The following is an 18,541-nucleotide window of genomic DNA, read 5'->3' as shown; positions in this document are numbered from 1 at the left end:
GCCTGAACCCGGATTTGATGGATTTGCCGGATTTTGGAATTTATCAGGTCTAAAAATTCTGAGAATCAAAAAACCCTTCAAATCCCGGTTCAGACAAATTCCGAAATCGAATATTCGAAATCCGAAATCAAAATCACTCCGCCTTTAAACTCTTCACCGGGTTCATCCTTGCCGCTTTGATGGCTTGCGTACTTACTGTTAGTAGCGCTATTACCAATGCCAGCATACCGGCCAGGGCAAACATCCACCAGCTTATGGCTACCCTGTACTCAAATGCCTGCAGCCATTTGTTCATGCCCCACCAGGCTATTGGCGTGGCTATTACAAGGGCTATCAAAACCAACTTTACAAAATCTTTCGACAGCAATTGTACAATACCGGTTACACTGGCCCCAAGCACTTTGCGTACCCCTATCTCTTTACTACGCTGCTCGGCGCTGAAAGCTGCCAAGCCAAATAAGCCAAGGCAGGAGATCACGATGGCCATCAGCGTAAAAACATTAATAATTTGCGACAGAGTAACCTCGGTTTCATATTGCTTTTGTACTTCGGTATCTAAAAACGAATATTCAAAAGGTGCATCGGCTATATCCTTATGCCACAGGGCTTCCATTTTGCCCAGCAGCGATTTGTAATTCTTACTATCGGTTGAAACCACCATTGCATTAAACTGCCGCGGATCATTACGATAAACCAGCATAAATGGCTTCACATCGGTATGCAGCGAGTTGTAGTTAAAATCCTTCATTACACCGGCCACTTCAACAAAAGTTACCGGATCTGGCGCATACTGGGTGTAAAGCCTGGTACCGGGGGCAGCCTCTGGTTTTATCCCCAATCGTTTACATAAAGTTTCGTTGATAAGCACACGGGTGGTATCGCCAATACGGAAATCCCTGCCGGCAATTATTTTGATACCGTTGGCTTTGGCAAAAAACTCATCGGTAATAATGTTTTGCGCGTCGGTTGCTGTAGCCATATTGCCGCCGGCAGTATACACCCCATGATCATGAGGTACAAACTGACTCAGGTAATTATCAGCATTGCTTACAATTTTAACCTCGGCCAATTCCCTCAAATCATTTGCAAAATTTTTCATTTTGCCCTGAGTGGTTTCGGTATAAAAATTAAAGATCAGTTTTTGCTTCTGGTCGAAGCCAAGGTCTTTATTTTTTACAAAGTTGAGCTGGCTGTATATCACAATGATGCCTGTTATCAATACTATAGATAATACAAACTGAAACACAACCAACGATCTTCGGATCCCCGCCGCAGAAATATGGCTGGTAAAGTTTCCTTTAATCACCTTAATAGCTTTAAATGCCGACAGGTAAAAGGCCGGGTAACTACCCGCCACAAAGCCGGTAACCACAACCATACTCACCAGCATTATCCAAAGCTTATAATTACTAAAAAACGATAAATGAATATCTGTTTTTGTTATCTGGTTTAAATAAGGGAGCAGGAAAATCAGCAAAGGCAAAGCTATAGCCACACCTATAAATGCCAGTATAAATGATTCGCCGAGAAATTGTTTAATAAGATCACCCTGACCGGCCCCTATTACTTTTCGTACACCTACTTCTTTAGCGCGTTTGGATGCACGCGCAGTTGAAAGGTTCATAAAATTGATACAAGCCACAACCTGTATCAGCACCGCCACCAGTATCATAATGTACAGGAAGGCGGGGTCAAGCGTTTTGGAAAGCTCATGTTCATGCCCCGGCGTTGTATGAATTGTAGTTACCGGCTGCAGGTGCAAAGTCTTTTTCATGCCGATGGCTTTCAGCTGGTCGGCGGCGTATTTATTTAAAAAGTCCGGAAACTTTTTTTCAAGCGCAGCAGCATTAGCATCCGGGCGTAGTTTTACATAAGCGTACAAAAAGTTGTTGCCTGCCCAGGTATTGTTTTGCCGTACATACTGCCCCAGCCCCCCGCTGTTCATAGCTAAAAACATACTTACCTTAATGTGCGACTGACCAGCGCTTTCGTCTACCACTCCGGTAACTTTAAAATCGTGCTTACCAAAAGAATTATCAATAGAGATCATTTTCCCCACTGCATTCTCACTGCCAAAAAGCTTATCGGCAACGGGTTTCTGCAATACAATGGTGTAAGGCTCGGCCAGCACTTTATTGGCATTTCCTGCAACAAAATGAAAGTTAAACACATCAAAAAAGGTTGAATCAACATAAGCAGCGCCTTGCTGATAAAATGATTTTTCCTTGTAACGCAACAGGTGCTGCTTGGCACCAAAACCCTCGGTAGCTACCAGGCGGGTGTATTGCAATACTTCCCCAAAATCGCTTTTCATGGCCGGCGTAATAGGCGGTGAACTGGTGGCACCGTCATGTTTATCGCCGGTTAATTCAAGCGATGTGGTAATGCGATAAATGTCTTTAACATCTTTATGTTGTTTATCATAGCTATACTGATCCTGCACGTAAAGCAATATATAAAGGCAGCAAAGCGTGCCCGTAGCCAAGCCCACTATATTGATCAAACTGAAGGTTTTGTTTTTTAACAAAAACCGCCACGCTGTTTTTAAATAACTTTTTAACATACTCTGAACCTTGATTTATAAGATTTAAGGATTTACATGATTTTAAAGCCCTAAATCTGTGTTAATTATCCTATTGAACTGTTACCTGCTCAAGCCATTTGATAAAAAATCCGAAATCGAAACTCTGAAATCAGAAATCAAATTATTCTGCTTTCAAACTCTTAACCGGATTCATCAATGCGGCTTTAATACTTTGATAGCTTACTGTAATCAATGCTATCACAATTGCGGCTATACCGGCAATGGCAAACATCCACCAGCTCAGGGGCACACGATAGGTAAAATCCTGCAACCACTTGGTCATGGCGTAATAGGCTATAGGCGTTGCTATTACAATGGCAATAAATACCAGTTTTACAAAATTCATGGATAACATGGTAGTGATATTGCCAATAGTAGCACCTAATACCTTACGAATACCGATTTCCTTACTGCGTTGCTCGGCCATAAAGGCTGCCAGGGCAAACAGGCCCAGACAAGCGATGACAATAGCCAATACCGCGAAACTGGTAAAAATACGTCCCATGCGCTGTACATCGGCATACATACTGGCAAAGCGCTCGTCCATAAAAGTGTATCTGATGGGTTGATTGGGTGCAAACTGCTTCCAGGTAGTAGTTATCTGCGCTAAAGCATTCTTTACATCACCCGCCTTTATTTTTACAGATACTATTGATTCACTTGCTTCAAGATGAAGCACCATCGGCTCTATGCCATCACGCATAGATTCAAAATTAAAGTCCTGAACTACCCCAATAATGGTTTTACCAGGCCCATAATTAACTATCTTTTTACCTATCGGATTTTTGAGGCCAAGCCTTTTGGCCATGGTTTGGTTAATGATCACCGCCTGCGAATCGGTTTTCATATCCGGGTTAAAATTGCGGCCTGCTACCAGTTTAATGCCCAGCGTTTGCAGGTAATCATGGTCAACATCCCAAAACTGACCGCCCACATCAGCTTCTTCTTTTTCTTTACCTTCGTTATGAAACCCATTGCCATTACGCTTGGTACCAGAAACCGGCAGAAAATCGCTGATGGTGGCACTTTTTACCGTTGGCAGTTTTACCAACTCATTCTTAAATGCCTTTACCTGGTTATCGAGCGTGTTTGTACCCTGAATCATCACTACCTGGTCTTTTTCAAAACCAACTTTTTTATTGAGGATAAACTGCATCTGGTTATAAATAACCACTGTGCTTATAATGAGAATAATGGATGTTGTAAACTGGAAAACCACCAGCGCGTTCCGGAGCACCGAGCTTTTGCTGCCCGTGCTTAATTTCCCTTTAAGTACATCGGCAGGTTTAAAGCCCGAAAGGTAAAAGGCAGGATAAATACCGGCCACAACGCCAATTAAAAATGCAGATACCAATACCACCGGCACCAGCCACCAGGCTGCCCATGGCATACTCAGTGATTTGGATGCCAGTATATTGAAATATGGCAGTAGCGCCCAGGCCAATATCAACCCTAAAACAAAGGAGAAAAAGCTGTACATCAATGATTCGGTAAGAAATTGCCTGATCAAACCGCTGCGCTGCGAGCCAACAACTTTACGCAACCCTACCTCCTTGGCCCTGTTGGCCGATTTTGCGGTTGATAGGTTAATGAAATTGATACAGGCAATAACCAGGATAAAGCCGGCCACCGCACCAAACAGCCAGATAAACCGCATATCTCCGTGCGACATGCCATCATGAATATCATACGAGCGCAAATTGATATCCTGGATATTCTGCACTTTCATGCTAAATATATCCATTACCCGGCTTGCGCGCTTATCGCCATTACGCGTCATGTTAGGTACGTAATAGTTTTTAAGAATATTGTTGCTAACCTTTTTTTCAAACTGAGCTATGTTGGTACCCGGTTTCAACACCATGTAAATATGATAGTTGTTGGCATCCCAGGTAGCCTGCTCCCCGTTCCAGAATTCGACACCGGCAAGGGTTAATAAAAACTTAAACTCATGCAGGTGTGAGTTATGGGGCATATCCTGCATTACCGCCGAAACTTTAAAAGGCTTGGTTTTATTATTATTTAAATATATCACCTTACCTACCGGATTTTGACCGGGGAAATATTTATCAGCCTTACTTTTTGAGATCACTATACTCAAAGGTTCCGTAAGGGCATGTTTAGCATCGCCGTAAACCATTGGTACGTTCAAAATATCTATCAGCCCTTGATCGGCATAGGCAAAACCTTCCTCATGGGTATTATCGGCCTGGTCGGCCCGTTTTAATTCGTTGGCACCAGCACCCCAAAACAACGAGTTAGGCATCAAACGGCCTGATTTTTCCACCTCCGGAAAGTCCTGTTTAATCACTTTCCCCATTACCGAAGGCCAGTCAACGCCCTTTTCATGCGAGCTGCCATCATGGTAGTCGCCTATTAAGCGGTAAATATTATTGGCATTAGGGTAGCTTTTATCAAAGCTCAACTCATCACGAATGTACAGGGCAATTAACAAACAGGCTGCAATGCTAAACGCAAAGCCGCCAATTTTAACAGCGGTATACATTTTTTGCTTGCGCAATTGCCTTAATGCAACTTTGAGATAATTTTTGATCATGGCTGTGCTGTTTGAAAACGGTTTATGTTGATTTAACTTTTTGTTGCTCTTGCGGTTCGCTGCCGGGGCTTGTACCTTCTTTAATTCAGAACCCATGCAGGCAATTTCAACCGGTGCCGTACCTTCAATATCTTTGATCTTTGCCTGTATCTTATCAAACAAAGCCGAACCTTCATTTTCAGGCTTCTCTTCCCCCTCATCCCACCACTTAGACATTAGCTTTAGCTGGCTGTGCAGTTCAGGATTTTTGGCCAGCAAAGCATTTAGCTCACGCAATTCCTCATCCGAAGCTTCACGAGCTAACTTCTTTGAAGCCAGGTTCCAAACGTGGTCATCTAAGTTCATTTCCCAAAACAGGTTATTAGTTTATCAAAAGGCAGTACACAACTGTTATTATTAAATAAAATATGTGCCATTAATGTAACTTATTACATATCAACACATTACATAAAAACAACCATCGCTACTGTACGAAAGCGTACATCTGGTGTTCGGTTTTATGCGCCCTGTTAGTAACATAATCCGTTCCCGCGCGTCATAGGTGATTTACGCACAAAACATTTTAGCTGCAGGGACGTATATTTGAAAATTAACTATCCTTAACAGCTGTTAAAAAGCAAATTTTTTGTACTATATATGACTGATCGCAAATTAATTACAAAGCTCATGCTGTCGTGTGCCCTTACCGCAGCTATGACAACTGCCTACGGGCAGCAAGCCCCTCCGCCCGAAAATCCGGCATTAAAAATTTACCGTGCCGTACCAACCAAAATCAACGACCTTGTCCACACCAAACTTGATGTTAGGTTTGATTACAAAAAACGCTACCTGTATGGTAAAGAATGGGTTACCTTAAAACCTCATTTTTACCCAACCGATAGTTTAAGGCTTGATGCCAAAGGCATGGACCTTAAAAATATTTCGGTAGTAAAAAATGGTAAAAACGTACCGTTAAAGTTTACTTATCAGGATAGCCTTTCGGTAGCTATCAAGCTTGATAAAGTTTATCGTAACAACGAAAGCTATACCATTTATATCGATTATACCGCTAAACCTAACGAACTGAAAGAAAAGGGCAGCGCAGCCATTAACGATGCAAAAGGCTTATACTTCATTAACCCCGATGGTACTGAGAAGGATAAACCAACCCAGATCTGGACGCAGGGCGAAACCGAAAGTTCATCGGCCTGGTTCCCTACCATTGATAAGCCAAGTCAAAAAACTACCGAAGAGATCACGATGACCGTACCTGCAAAGTACGTAACCTTATCAAACGGTAAACTAACTGCTCAAAAAACAAATGCCGATGGCACCCGTACAGATACCTGGAAGCAGGAATTACCGCACTCGCCGTATTTGTTTATGATGGCAGTTGGCGACTTCAAGATCTATAAAGACAAATGGAAAGATAAAGAGGTAAGCTACTACCTCGAGCCCAAGTATGCTCCTTACGCTAAAGAGATATTTGGCTTTACACCAGAAGCTATCGACTTTTATTCAAAAACCTTAGGTGTTGATTTTCCGTGGGCTAAATACTCACAGATTGTGGTGCGCGATTATGTGAGCGGTGCTATGGAAAATACTTCAGCTACCCTGCATGGTGATTATGTACAGGCAACTCACCGCGAATTGATAGATGCTAACTACAATAATGGTCGCAGTACCATAGTTCATGAGCTTTTTCACCAGTGGTTTGGCGATTATGTAACCGCCGAAAGCTGGAGTAATCTTACCGTAAATGAATCGTTTGCCAACTTTAGCGAAACTATTTGGGCCGAGCATAAATATGGTAAGGATGAGGCCGATGCACATAACTATGCCGATATGCAGAGCTACCTGCGCTCGCCTGGCGCAAACACTAAAAACCTGGTACGTTTTTATTATGCCGATAAAGAAGACGTTTTTGACGCTGTGACCTATCAAAAAGGAGGCCGCATCCTTAACATGCTCCGCAATTATTTAGGAGATGCTGCATTTTTTAAAGGCCTTAACATTTATCTTAAAACAAATGCCTTTAAAAATGGCGAGGCCCAACAGTTACGTTTAGCGTTTGAAGAAGCCAGCGGCCAGGACCTTAACTGGTACTTTAACCAGTGGTATTATGGCGCAGGTCACCCAATATTGAACATCAGCTATAAATGGGATGAGGCAACTAAAACCGAAACTGTTTACCTGAAACAAACCCAGGATGGCCAAACCTTTAAATTGCCAATGGCCATTGATATTTACCAGGGCGGCAAAAAAGTACGCCATAAGGAATGGATGAATGATAAAGTTGATTCTATCAGCTACCAGCTGGCCGGCAAGCCCGATCTGGTTAACGTTGATGCTGATAAGATCCTCCTTACTAAGAAAACTGACAATAAAACCATTGAAGAGTTTTCATTCCAGTATTTCAATGCCCCCAATTACCTTGACCGCTTTGAGGCTATAGATGCTGCGACATCAGATCAAACCCGTCCGCAAGCACAAAAAATCCTGATTGCTGCCCTGAAAGACAAATATTACGGTCTGCGTGTTAAAACCATCAGAGCATTAAATCTTACCAAAGATGATGTGCGCAACGCCGCCCAGACAATACTGATCTCATTAGCTCAAACAGATGATAATACGCTGGTTAGGGCAGCTGCAATCACTGCCTTAGGTAAATTAAAAGCAAGCGGCAACATGACCTTATTTACCCAATCAATGTCAAGCGAATCATATGCTGTTCAGGGCGCTGCTTTAAATGCGATAGGTATGCTTGATCCGGCTAAAGCCATTAGCTTGGCCAAAGGTCTTGAAAAGGATAATAAGGGAGCGTTAACAACCGCTATCATGAACCTGTACACCGCTAACGGTAATGATGCCGAGTGGCCTTTTGTTTATCATGCATTTGTTGAAGCAGGTATCCAGGAAAAATTCAACTCGCTTAAAAACTTTGCCGATATGACCGCTAAAGTTAATAAGCCTGAATACGCTCAGCAAGGTATTGAGGAACTTAAGAATGCAGGTATCAAATTTAAAGTTTATGGTGCAGCACCTTTTGTGGTTACACAATTGGAAGGCATCAAAGCTTCACGTACAACTATGAAAAATGACGCATCTGCAAAAGCTGCGGATGACGCCATCAAAGCTATTAATGATGCTAAATAATTAAGCATAAGGTTAGAAAATGACAACTCCAGGATCGTCATTGCGAGGAACGAAGCAATCCCAAACTATACAGGGCAGACCTGCTAATCGGGGATTGCTTCGTTCCTCGCAATGACGCTTTTCTTATTCGTTTTTAAACAGCCTTTTAAATACAAAAGACCGCCCCTATAAAAAGGCGGTCTTTCTGTTTTTCAATAGTTGTCTTTATGGCTTTTTGCTTTGAGCCTTCGGCTTTGAGCTTTAAACTTACTTTACCAGCGTACCAATATCTTCGCCTTTGGCAATTTTCATGAAGTTTCCTTCTTTGTTCATATCAAATACGATGATAGGCAGCTTATTTTCCTGGCAAAGGGTTATGGCAGTCATGTCCATAACATTTAGACCCTTGTCATATACTTCCTGGAAAGTGATTTCGTCGTAACGGGTAGCTGTAGGATCTTTTTCCGGATCGGCAGTGTAGATGCCATCAACACGGGTACCTTTTAATACCACATCGGCTTTGATTTCAATAGCGCGTAAAGATGCGGCAGTATCAGTAGTGAAATAAGGGTTACCTGTACCGGCACCAAAGATCACGATCTTGCCCATTTCCAGGTGGTGCATAGCACGACGGCGAATGTACGGCTCACAGATCTGTTCCATTTTAATGGCCGATTGCAGGCGGGTTTCAACTCCAATGCTTTCTAAAGCATTTTGCAGTGCCATACAGTTAATAACTGTTGCAAGCATACCCATATAATCGGCCTGTGCACGTTCCATGCCTGATTTTTCGGCACTCAATCCCCTAAAGATATTACCGCCGCCAACAACAATCGCAATCTCAATACCGGCATCATAAACGTTTTTAATGTCATGAGCATACTGCAAAACCTGGTTATTATCAATACCATATTGCCTTGCGCCCATCAGCGATTCGCCCGAAAGTTTCAGTAATATTCTTTTGTATTTCATTTGGTGTGATTTGCTAATAATAGAAATAGATGAAGCCTGCTTTTGTTGATATCAAGAATTGATAAAGCTCTGTTCATACGAGAGTAGTTCGTCAAAAATAACGAATAAATTGCAGTGTTAAAATTTTATGTTGTCTTTGTTAAAAAATCGCCTTTTAATATAGTCTCAAGCACTTCAAAATCAGCGTTAAATACAACAAGGTCGGCATCAAAGCCTTTTTCGATTTTACCCTTTTTTGTTTGCGATGCCAGCTCGGCAGGATATAATGATGCCATATTCACGGCCTCGGCCAAATCAATACCAACTTTCTTAACGCAGTTTTCAACCGCTTTAAGCATAGTAAGACATGAGCCTGATAATGTACCGTCGGGCATGGTATACCTGTCACCCCTAAGCTCATGCTGGTAAGCGCCCTCTTTGGTTGAGGTAACCGCATCAGTGATCAGGAAAAGTTTATCGCCCAGCTCGCGCTTGGCTAAACGTATCATAGCAAAATCAACGTGAATGCCGTCGGCCACAATACTGGTATAAGGCCTTTCCTCAAAAATAGCAGGGATATATCCAGGATCGCGGTGATGCATGGACGGCATGGCGTTAAATAAGTGTGTAACGGCCTGTACCGGTTTCTTTAAAAATGATTTGCCTTCGGCATAAGTAGCATTGCTATGGCCAGACGATATGATGATGCCCTGGTTATATAAGTAATCAATCACTTCCTGATCCTGCAATTCGGGTGCTATGGTAATCATTTTAACAACACCATCAGCCTTTTCCAACCAGCCTTTAACCTCACTAAGCGTAGCTTTTTTTATAAACTTTTCGGGATGTGCCCCTTTTTTGGCCGGGTTTAGATATGGGCCTTCCAAGTGCAAGCCCCAAAAAGCGCCTTTACTTTTTTCACGATAGGTTTTAGCCGCCTCGATACCCGTTTCAACAATATCATTGGTATTGGTACCGATGGTGGCAAATACGCCTATAGTTCCCTGGTTCAGCAAATCATTCTCCAACTGCTCAAGTGCCTCAACTGTTGGTGTACCGGCAAATAACTTACCGCCGCTACCGTAGATCTGCAGATCGATAAACCCGGGGGCAAGGTATGCGCCATTCAGGTTTTTCTTTACAGCATCCGCAGGGATGATGGTTTCGTCAATAATATCTGTGATGGTACCGTTTGAAATTAAAACGGCTTTGCCTTCGGCGATGGTGCCGGCTGAGATGAGTTTAAGGTTGTGAAGGGCGAGGATAGACATGATTTAATAATTACGTATTTAACCATTATGTCATTGCGAGCGTAGCGTGGCAATCGCGAACTGTGCATAAACGCCCTGTATAGCGTGCGATTGCTTCGTCGTCCCTCCTCGTAATGACATGATTTTGAGGGCGATCAAACAGGGCAAAAAAAATCCCCCGATTTTCATCGGGGGATAATATAATTAAGCTCCTAAAGCTACTCGCTTAAAGGCGGTTACTGTAAGGCCTTTTTCAACCGAGTCAAGGAACTGTGAAATGCTCTTAGATGAATCTTTCACAAACTCCTGGTTTAACAGGGTTGAGTCTTTGTAGAATTTATTCAGTTTACCGGCAGCAATTTTTTCAACCATTGCTTCTGGTTTACCTTCTGCACGGATCTGCTCTTTAGCAATTTCAAGCTCACGCTCAATTACTGAAGCATCAACGCCGTCTTTATCCAAAGCAATTGGGTTCATAGCAGCAATTTGCATTGCTACGTCTTTACCAGCCTCTTCTGCACCTTCGCCATTAGCGCTCAAAGCTACCAATACACCTAAACGGAAGTTACCGTGGATGTAAGCAACAACTTTTTCGCCTGTAACGATCTCATATTTAGATACGCCAATTTTTTCGCCGATTTTGCCGGTTTTTTCGATGATTGCCTCACCAATTGTAACACGGGTAGTTTCAACGTCAATTGAAAGAGCGTAAAGTTCTTCAATTGAAGCTGGTGTAGCCTCAACAGCTTTGTTAGCAATTTCGTTAGCGAAAGCGATGAACTCAGCGTTTTTAGCTACGAAGTCAGTTTCGCAGTTAAGCTCGATAATAACGCCGGTTTTAAAATCAGCCGAAGTACGTGCAATAACAACACCTTCGTTTGATTCCCTGTCCTGACGGCTTGCTGCAACTTTAGCACCTTTTTTCCTTAAAAAATCGATAGCTGCTTCAAAATCACCGTTAGTTTCGGTTAATGCTTTTTTGCAATCCATCATACCGGCACCGGTTTGCTGGCGCAGTTTGTTTACGTCGGCTGCAGAAATTTGTACTGTAGACATGTTTTTTTTGAGTTTTAAGATTTTTTTTATCGGGTTACAAGTTACCGTTATGGTGTTATCCTACTGTAACCCGCAACTATTTTTAATATTAAAAATCTCCCACCCCTTGCTGAGGTGAGAGAATTAATATATTTTTTGTTGTTCCCTAAAAGGGTTAACAAGGAAGATTATTCTTCTGTTTCAGCAGCTGGCGCTTCAGTTTCACCTTCAGCAGCTACTTCAGCAACTTTACGGGTTCTTTTACCGCCTTCGTTAACTTCAGGAGCATCAGCTTTAGCTTTTGCAGCTACTGCTTCTTTTTCTGCTTCGTCTTCTTTTTCGCGTTTGCGCTCATCTAAACCTTCTTCGATAGCTTTGATGATGATGCTGGTGATCAATGAAATTGATTTTGTAGCGTCGTCATTTGCAGGGATCGGGAAGTCGATGTTTGAAGGATCAGAGTTGGTATCAACCATAGCAAATGTAGGGATGTTCAACTTCAATGCTTCAGAAACCGCGATGTGCTCTTTCTTAACGTCGATCAGGAATAATGCAGCCGGTAAACGGTTCAGATCAGAGATACCACCTAAAAGGGTTTCTAATTTGATACGCTCACGCTGAATCATCAGACGCTCTTTTTTAGAAAGGTTGCTGTAAGTACCGTCTTTAGTCAATTTATCGATGTTTGACATCTTTTTGATCGACTTACGTACGGTAGCAAAGTTGGTTAACATACCACCTAACCAACGCTCGGTGATGTATGGCATGTTTACGCTTTTTGCGTAATCGGCAACGATATCTTTCGCTTGTTTCTTTGTAGCTACGAATAATACCTTACGGCCTGATTTTACAATTTGTTTTATAGCTGCAGCAGCTTCTTCAACCTTAGTTAAGGTTTTATTTAAATCGATAATGTGGATACCATTACGCTCCATGAAAATGTACTGTGACATTTTCGGATCCCATTTGCGGGTAAGGTGACCAAAGTGTACACCAGCGTCCAGTAAATCCTGATAAGTTGTTCTTGCCATTTTGTTGTCCTCCTGTGATTAACGTTTACTGAATTGGAATCTCTTACGTGCTTTCCTGCGACCTGGTTTCTTACGCTCAACCATACGGTCATCGCGGGTCATTAAGCCTTTAGCACGTAATGCCGGTTTCTTTTCAGCATCAAGTTCAACAATAGCTTTAGCGATAGCTAAACGAACGGCTTCTGCCTGTCCTTTTACACCACCACCTGCAACGTTTGCTTTAACATCAAATTTTCCGGTGCTACCAGAAACCTCAGTGCTCTGAGTAACGATGTATTGCAATGGCAAAGTAGGGAAATACTCTTTGTAATCTTTACCGTTAACGATGATCGCACCATTTCCTTCTGTAAGGTAGATGCGGGCAACGGCTGTTTTTCTTCTGCCTGAAGTGTTAGTTGTTGGCATTTTTTTTCTCCTTAAAAATTAAAAATTAAATGGCTGTTGGGTTTTGCGCTGCATGAGGATGCTCAGCACCTGCATATACATGCAAATTGCCGAATAATGCTTTGCCCAAACGATTTTTAGGTAACATACCACGTACCGCTTTCTCGATGATGCGTGTAGGATGTTTCGCCAATAACTCCTTAGGAGAAATAAAACGCTGACCACCTGGATATCCAGTGTAACGAACATAAACCTTGTCGCTTAGTTTGTTGCCGGTCAGTTTTACCTTGTCTGCGTTGATAACGATCACATTATCACCACAGTCTACGTTTGGGGTGAAATCAGGCTTGGTTTTACCACGAATGATCATTGCGATCTTAGTGGACAAGCGCCCCAAAATCTCGCCTTCGGCGTCAACAACAACCCATTGTTTGTTAACGGTTTTTTTGTTGGCTGAGACAGTTTTGTAACTTAACGTATTCACTTGCTTTAAATTAAATTGTTTAAACGTTTATTATACCCCGTATTTTCGGGACTGCAAAGATAGGGTTAATTATCTTATTAGCAAATAGATTTTAAGGAAAATATTACTGTGTTTTAAAAGCAGTTCCGCTTCGGGCATTTTGGGGTAAGCCTGTAAATCAGTAATAAATAAAAGATGCTCTTGAATTACTCAATCATCAGTGATCAATGTTACCTGCGCATACAGATAAGGATACTTCCTGATTTTGCTTAATTGATCCGACGGCACAGCTACCTTACATGCTTTCCAGCTTTTTGCTTTCTGAATCCCGGTCCAGTATATATCCGGATTTCCTGAAATTTCTTTTCTCAGTTGCGTATCAAGAATTATAATAGTATCGCCTAAAATCGAATCGAGTTTAAATGACTTGCAAACGTAAACATCTGCATAGGGAATAGAGCCTTCATTTGAATTGCTCTTTATTTTGCACAAATAGGCAGATATAAGGGCCGGCCCCATAGTTGAATCAATAATATTATCATCGGCTTCAACCATTTTCACGGTATTCAAAGTCACAAATTCGTTTACATTCCAGGTATTATAACCAGTTAAAAGCAACCCGGCGGTTAAAATAATCAACAGTGAAGCCGCTGTAATAATTAAATTAAGATGCTGTTTCATTAACTGATTTTTACTTAATACCGCACCTCTTCAAAAAGTAACCTTTAAAAAGATAATATCGGTGTTGCCTGCGGCCCGGGCTATCCGTTCATACGCCTGCAGGCATTACGCTCGTGGCCGGTATCCACTTCTATCCCTAACACGGGAATTTACTACTCCTGAACCAATCTCAAAATTTCGGGTAGGTTAGGATAACGCATACCTAAGGGTATTGATTCATAAAGAGGATAAAAACGTTCGCGGCCAATCCAATATTCCGTAAGACCTTGTTTAACTTCTGTTGTGTAAATCAAGCGCTTGCCAGTAGCCGGTTTTATTATATAAGTATGAAAAGTAAAACTTCCCGGTTTAAGCTTAATACGCTCCCCGCTTTTTATAACATCCTTTTTTGTAACAGAATCCCATCCCAGTATCTTTTCCTGATATACAGTATCCGCCGGTACAACTGATATTACTTCATAAATAGTAAAAGCCCAACCTCCAGCATTTATCCATTTTAAAACGACATGATTACCGACAACCCGCTTTGCAAATTTCAATCGCGTAAACGACTGATTTGCGTAAATATCAAACAGCTTCAAATTTCCAATTATCTTATCGTTCACACCACCGTGTTCTGCTTTTAGAAGATACCTATCTTTCTTCAAATCAACCTTCAAGCTATTTGTGTTGGCTTGATTGCTAACAAAAAACAATACGATCAAAAGCGAAATATTTCTCAGCATAACCGTAAAACTACAAATTGATAGTACCTCAACAAAATCCAGTGGCTTATCCTCTCCTTTATCTTGTAATAAGTTTTTTACATTCATATGATATAAATATCTTAGCGGGAACACTTATAAACCCCTGATCAATTGGCGCGCGCTGTTTACCGGCTTATTTTAATATTGTTTGTGCTTATGTGTACCGGCAATCTGTTTGCCCAAACACTGGCATATCCGGTTGATTCGTTACAATCACAGGTAGATGCCAACGGTATTTTAGCTTCTATATTCAGCGGCAAAAGCAGTAAATCGTTGGCGGAAACTACGCAAACACAAAACCGCACCTACTGGTCTGTATTGCCATCTGCGGCTTATAACCCAAGTGTCGGTTTCGCTGTTGGGGTAATTTCATCGAGTGGAAAATACTTCGGCAATCCGGCCAATACAACCCTTTCAGTAATCAATGCAGGCTTTTACCTTTCAACCGGCGGGCTCTCTACCTTCGAGTTTAAGCAAAACGCTTTCTCGGCCGAAAATAAGTGGAACCTTCAGGGTACCGTACAAATAGGAAAAACCGTTGCTATGGACAATGGCCTTGGTACAGGCAGGCGCAGTTTTGGCGAAGGGAACTTTTTCATGAACAACACCCACTTTGAAAACAATCCAAACGCCTTTCCCATACGTTACCTATATATCAAAGCCAATGAGCGCATCTACCGCAAACTTGCACATCATATATATGTAGGAGCAGGCCTGAGCTTTAATTACTATAGCCATATTGATGACGACCGCAAGGATATCCCCATAACCGAAACACACAACTACCGCTACAGTATCCGAAATGGCTTCCCGGTTAACTCTTACCAGGCAAACGGCCTGTTGTTTAACTTCCAGTTCAACAATCGCGATCAGCCAAACCGTCCGTTCAGAGGGATCTATGCCGATATTGTTTTCCGCAGTAATCAAACCTGGCTTGGCAGCAACCGCAACGCCATGCAGGTAAAATTTGAATTCAGGAAGTACTGGAGCCTATCGTCAACCAATCCTGAACATGTATTTGCAGTTTGGCACTGGTCAAACTACCTGTTAAATGGTGCCCTGCCCTATCTTGAACTACCCGGCACAGGCAGTGATGCTTATGGCCGCATTGGCAGGGCATTTATCATAGGCCGTTTCAAAGGCATGTCGTTTGTATATAATGAAGCGGAATACCGTTTTCCGCTCACATCCAATAAGCTACTCAGCGGCGTTGCATTTATCAATGCCGAAACAGCAAACAACCAGCAACGTATAAGATTGTTCAGGTACTGGGAACCCGGCGGCGGCGCGGGCCTGCGGCTGTTGTTTAATAAATACACACGCTCCAATCTCTGTATTGATTATGCCAAGGGAACTTATGGCTCAAGCGGTTTCTTTTTAGGACTCAACGAAGTGTTTTAACTATGATCCTCTCCGGTCCGGGGTTAACCGTTTATAAAGTGGTGTCATTTTTGTACTGATTTTTTCAAACAAGCAATCTACAGTAAAATGCGTACTCCGTTAACCTCACAACTACTTGGCGACCTTATTGAAAAAGGTTTCGAATATGTATTAGTTAAAGTAACCGTAAATCAGCAAACAGAAGAAGTTGTAGACATCACCCTTGTGCCTGTTAAAGCCAAGCCCGGGCTGAATAACCTGCCTCCTGGTTATGAAACCTTTTATCGCATAACCCGAGAACCCATGCAACTGGTATGCGGGGTTGACAAAACCAGTATTTTCATTGATTATCAATCTGTTGATGACGCTGCTACCGACAAAGATATTTTTGATGACGCCTATTTCAGGATGAGCGAAGAATTTTTCAGACAGGTACTTGACAGCCTTGAAGATTACGCTGTAATTACCACCGATAAAAACGGAAATATCAACAGCTGGAACACCGGTGCCCAAAAAGTACTCGGCTATACCGAACAGGAAGTTTTAGGACTTAATGCCCGTATTTTTTTCACAATTGAAGATGTAGCTGCCGGTAAACCTGAAATTGAATTAAAAAAAGCGTTAAGCATGGGGAGAGCTATCGACGAACGCTATCATGTGCGTAAAGATGGATCGCGCTTTTGGGGAAGCGGGCTGTTTTTCCCGTTGTTTGATGAAGAACACAACCACAGGGGTTTCACTAAAATAATGCGTAACCAGCGCGAAGAGCAACAAGCCAAAGAGCTTGGCATATAAAAACAAAAAAGGCATTCAGTGAATGCCTTTTTTGTTTTTATATCTTTTTGAAGAAAAAAATTATGCGTTGTAGCTTACATCGTGATCTTCTTCAACCTGTGGGTTAATAAATGGAGAACCTTTGGTAAAGCAGCCTACAATTAAAAGGTAAGCACCAAAAACTAATTGCGGTAATACCATTCTGTCAGAAAAAGCGTAAACCCATGGCGAGCAAAATAAAAATGAACCCATAATTACATCGCCCACATTGTGCATAACCATCGGGAATTGTTTAATAAAGCCCATTTCGTTTTTAGCGAAGATAGCCATGATCAACTGCAGCCAGCCAATTATCAAAGGAAGGAACAATGCAGCACCACCAACGTGTATGGTACCACCAAAAGTCCATAAAGTTGAGATCATTAACAGGGCTACTACGTAGTTTAAAAATCCGTAAGTTTTGGTTGAGATGAAGCCTTTCATTTTTTAGCTTATTTTATAAAGTACTATAAATAGTTTATGTCAAAAAATTACACGCAAAGTTAAACATTTATGTGCTCAGCGCCACATTAAATTTTATATAATATAAATTACTGTGTGTTTAGCGGTTATGCACTTTAAAAGCCATACCTTTAATTAAAACGCATTAATAATACGTGTAAAGATATACGTTTTAAAAACTAAAGCGATCCGTTTCCTTCCTTACCATCGGGCTGTACAAACAGTCTGTTTTATCCAGTCCTGTTGTTATCACGTTTAAAGGATACAAATATCTGTAATCCGCTAAGCAATCAAATATTAAAATAAAAACTATGAGCAAGAACAAACAATCTACCAAAGAAAAAAAGAAACCCGCAGCCGAAGGCAGCAGTAAGGCACCTTCCGATTATCAATCGGGTAAAAAAGATGCAGTAAAACCTATTATCGCCCCGGCTAAAAAGAAATAAATATTTCTACACGAATAACTTACAGGGATTATACAATTATAGCGAATTACGCGAATCTTTATCCAAATTAAAGATTCGTGTAATTAGCTATAATTCAAAAAATTCAGTGATTACTTATTATGCCGTTACAATATCACGGAACAACTGAATGTGCCAGCTATCTTTAAATGGCACCTCCCATTTAGTTTCAAGCTCGGTTAAATTTTGCACCAGGTTATTATAAACAATTGTTTCCCTGTTGATACTACCGTCTTTTAGTTTAGCCTCGAAACCGTGGCGCGGTAATGAAAGCACTTCTTCCCCTTCACGATAAGCCAGATTAAACCTGTCGAAAAGATTGATACCTAAATGCTGCTGAACCTGTTGCATAAAGTGAACCGACTTGTCTATTGAACAACCGCTGGCTCCTGCCTGGCTTTCGTCAACTATTAAAATAAAAAAGCGGTTATACCTAACCTCGGCCTTAGCCTTCAACTGATTATTGTGGGCAGTCCAACCGGTAGTAAAGCTGTCCAGTTCGGGCTGTATTGCAGACACCTCCTGGTCGGATAATTTCCTGTCCGACTGATAGATCCAAACTCTTGACTGTGGAGAAAATTTCATTTCCAAAAATATCAATTTATTAATTTCGGGTAACATCCTTG

At 41.7% G+C, this 18,541-nt stretch carries 16 protein-coding genes; 4 read left to right on the top strand and 12 right to left on the bottom strand.

Features of this window, described 5'->3' with window-relative positions; genetic code table 11:
• Window positions 1-133: 133 nt before the first annotated feature.
• Together MTO98_RS05245 and MTO98_RS05240 are read right to left on the bottom strand one after the other, a co-directional pair.
• Window positions 134-2,563 carry an FtsX-like permease family protein gene (locus MTO98_RS05245; protein WP_243485561.1) on the bottom strand — a complete coding sequence of 810 codons (2,430 nt, stop codon included), beginning with the start codon at window positions 2,561-2,563 and terminating at the stop codon, window positions 134-136.
• Between the two features lie 142 nt (window positions 2,564-2,705).
• Window positions 2,706-5,486 (bottom strand): ABC transporter permease, encoded by a 2,781-nt coding sequence (locus MTO98_RS05240; RefSeq protein ID WP_243485560.1) that lies wholly within the window; start codon window positions 5,484-5,486, stop codon window positions 2,706-2,708.
• A 348-nt stretch (window positions 5,487-5,834) separates the two neighbouring features.
• Between MTO98_RS05240 and MTO98_RS05235 the strand changes: the two genes are divergently transcribed.
• A complete protein-coding gene (locus tag MTO98_RS05235; RefSeq protein ID WP_243485559.1) occupies window positions 5,835-8,276 on the top strand; it encodes a M1 family metallopeptidase in 2,442 nt (813 codons plus the stop codon).
• Between the two features lie 246 nt (window positions 8,277-8,522).
• On the opposite strand, the gene pyrH is transcribed toward MTO98_RS05235, so the two are convergent.
• The 8 genes from pyrH to MTO98_RS05195 form a co-directional block, all read right to left on the bottom strand.
• Entirely contained in the window at window positions 8,523-9,227 is a 705-nt protein-coding gene (gene pyrH, locus MTO98_RS05230; protein ID WP_091220417.1) for a UMP kinase, read from the bottom strand.
• 125 nt (window positions 9,228-9,352) lie between these two features.
• Window positions 9,353-10,477 carry an N-acetylglucosamine-6-phosphate deacetylase gene (nagA, locus tag MTO98_RS05225; protein ID WP_243485558.1) on the bottom strand — a complete coding sequence of 375 codons (1,125 nt, stop codon included), beginning with the start codon at window positions 10,475-10,477 and terminating at the stop codon, window positions 9,353-9,355.
• Window positions 10,478-10,660: 183 nt separating this feature from the next.
• Window positions 10,661-11,512 (bottom strand): translation elongation factor Ts, encoded by an 852-nt coding sequence (gene tsf / locus MTO98_RS05220; protein WP_243485557.1) that lies wholly within the window; start codon window positions 11,510-11,512, stop codon window positions 10,661-10,663.
• A 167-nt stretch (window positions 11,513-11,679) separates the two neighbouring features.
• The gene (gene rpsB / locus MTO98_RS05215) at window positions 11,680-12,522 is read right to left on the bottom strand and encodes a 30S ribosomal protein S2 (protein WP_121233668.1); all 843 of its coding nucleotides are present in this window, start codon (window positions 12,520-12,522) and stop codon (window positions 11,680-11,682) included.
• An 18-nt stretch (window positions 12,523-12,540) separates the two neighbouring features.
• Window positions 12,541-12,927: a 30S ribosomal protein S9 gene (gene rpsI / locus MTO98_RS05210; RefSeq protein ID WP_110587286.1), complete on the bottom strand. Its 387-nt coding sequence runs from the start codon at window positions 12,925-12,927 to the stop codon at window positions 12,541-12,543.
• 25 nt (window positions 12,928-12,952) lie between these two features.
• On the bottom strand, window positions 12,953-13,390 hold the full coding sequence (gene rplM, locus MTO98_RS05205; RefSeq protein WP_090529488.1) for a 50S ribosomal protein L13: 438 nt from the start codon (window positions 13,388-13,390) through the stop codon (window positions 12,953-12,955).
• Between the two features lie 189 nt (window positions 13,391-13,579).
• Entirely contained in the window at window positions 13,580-14,050 is a 471-nt protein-coding gene (locus MTO98_RS05200; protein ID WP_243485556.1) for a hypothetical protein, read from the bottom strand.
• A 152-nt stretch (window positions 14,051-14,202) separates the two neighbouring features.
• Window positions 14,203-14,862 carry a hypothetical protein gene (locus MTO98_RS05195; protein WP_243485555.1) on the bottom strand — a complete coding sequence of 220 codons (660 nt, stop codon included), beginning with the start codon at window positions 14,860-14,862 and terminating at the stop codon, window positions 14,203-14,205.
• Between the two features lie 90 nt (window positions 14,863-14,952).
• Here MTO98_RS05195 and MTO98_RS05190 point away from each other — a divergent pair, with 90 nt between their 5' ends.
• Window positions 14,953-16,197, top strand: a complete 1,245-nt coding sequence (locus tag MTO98_RS05190; protein ID WP_243485554.1) for a BamA/TamA family outer membrane protein — start codon at window positions 14,953-14,955, stop codon at window positions 16,195-16,197.
• Between the two features lie 87 nt (window positions 16,198-16,284).
• On the top strand, window positions 16,285-16,971 hold the full coding sequence (locus MTO98_RS05185; protein WP_243485553.1) for a PAS domain S-box protein: 687 nt from the start codon (window positions 16,285-16,287) through the stop codon (window positions 16,969-16,971).
• A 60-nt stretch (window positions 16,972-17,031) separates the two neighbouring features.
• On the opposite strand, the gene MTO98_RS05180 is transcribed toward MTO98_RS05185, so the two are convergent.
• Window positions 17,032-17,433 carry a hypothetical protein gene (locus MTO98_RS05180; protein WP_243485552.1) on the bottom strand — a complete coding sequence of 134 codons (402 nt, stop codon included), beginning with the start codon at window positions 17,431-17,433 and terminating at the stop codon, window positions 17,032-17,034.
• A gap of 329 nt (window positions 17,434-17,762) precedes the next feature.
• On the opposite strand from MTO98_RS05180, the gene MTO98_RS34235 reads away from it, so the two are divergent.
• A complete protein-coding gene (locus MTO98_RS34235) occupies window positions 17,763-17,897 on the top strand; it encodes a hypothetical protein (RefSeq protein WP_256464361.1) in 135 nt (44 codons plus the stop codon).
• Window positions 17,898-18,014: 117 nt separating this feature from the next.
• Here MTO98_RS34235 and MTO98_RS05175 read toward each other — a convergent pair whose 3' ends face one another.
• Window positions 18,015-18,500, bottom strand: coding sequence for an ABC transporter ATPase (locus tag MTO98_RS05175; protein WP_243485551.1), 486 nt, complete (start codon window positions 18,498-18,500; stop codon window positions 18,015-18,017).
• Window positions 18,501-18,541 lie beyond the last annotated feature (41 nt).

This window comes from Mucilaginibacter sp. SMC90, assembly GCF_022811725.1.
Taxonomy (GTDB): Bacteria; Bacteroidota; Bacteroidia; order Sphingobacteriales; family Sphingobacteriaceae; genus Mucilaginibacter.
The sequence above is the reverse complement of the archived record's forward strand: the minus strand, read 5'-3'. Positions and strand labels throughout refer to the sequence as shown.

Coding starts and splice junctions, on each gene's coding strand:
- MTO98_RS05245 (WP_243485561.1), bottom strand. CDS start 2,563: ATGTTAAAAAGTTATTTAAAAACAGCGTGGCGGTTTTTGTTAAAAAAC.
- MTO98_RS05240 (WP_243485560.1), bottom strand. CDS start 5,486: ATGAACTTAGATGACCACGTTTGGAACCTGGCTTCAAAGAAGTTAGCT.
- MTO98_RS05235 (WP_243485559.1), top strand. CDS start 5,835: ATGACAACTGCCTACGGGCAGCAAGCCCCTCCGCCCGAAAATCCGGCA.
- pyrH (WP_091220417.1), bottom strand. CDS start 9,227: ATGAAATACAAAAGAATATTACTGAAACTTTCGGGCGAATCGCTGATG.
- nagA (WP_243485558.1), bottom strand. CDS start 10,477: ATGTCTATCCTCGCCCTTCACAACCTTAAACTCATCTCAGCCGGCACC.
- tsf (WP_243485557.1), bottom strand. CDS start 11,512: ATGTCTACAGTACAAATTTCTGCAGCCGACGTAAACAAACTGCGCCAG.
- rpsB (WP_121233668.1), bottom strand. CDS start 12,522: ATGGCAAGAACAACTTATCAGGATTTACTGGACGCTGGTGTACACTTT.
- rpsI (WP_110587286.1), bottom strand. CDS start 12,927: ATGCCAACAACTAACACTTCAGGCAGAAGAAAAACAGCCGTTGCCCGC.
- MTO98_RS05200 (WP_243485556.1), bottom strand. CDS start 14,050: ATGAAACAGCATCTTAATTTAATTATTACAGCGGCTTCACTGTTGATT.
- MTO98_RS05195 (WP_243485555.1), bottom strand. CDS start 14,862: ATGAATGTAAAAAACTTATTACAAGATAAAGGAGAGGATAAGCCACTG.
- MTO98_RS05190 (WP_243485554.1), top strand. CDS start 14,953: ATGTGTACCGGCAATCTGTTTGCCCAAACACTGGCATATCCGGTTGAT.
- MTO98_RS05185 (WP_243485553.1), top strand. CDS start 16,285: ATGCGTACTCCGTTAACCTCACAACTACTTGGCGACCTTATTGAAAAA.
- MTO98_RS05180 (WP_243485552.1), bottom strand. CDS start 17,433: ATGAAAGGCTTCATCTCAACCAAAACTTACGGATTTTTAAACTACGTA.
- MTO98_RS34235 (WP_256464361.1), top strand. CDS start 17,763: ATGAGCAAGAACAAACAATCTACCAAAGAAAAAAAGAAACCCGCAGCC.
- MTO98_RS05175 (WP_243485551.1), bottom strand. CDS start 18,500: ATGAAATTTTCTCCACAGTCAAGAGTTTGGATCTATCAGTCGGACAGG.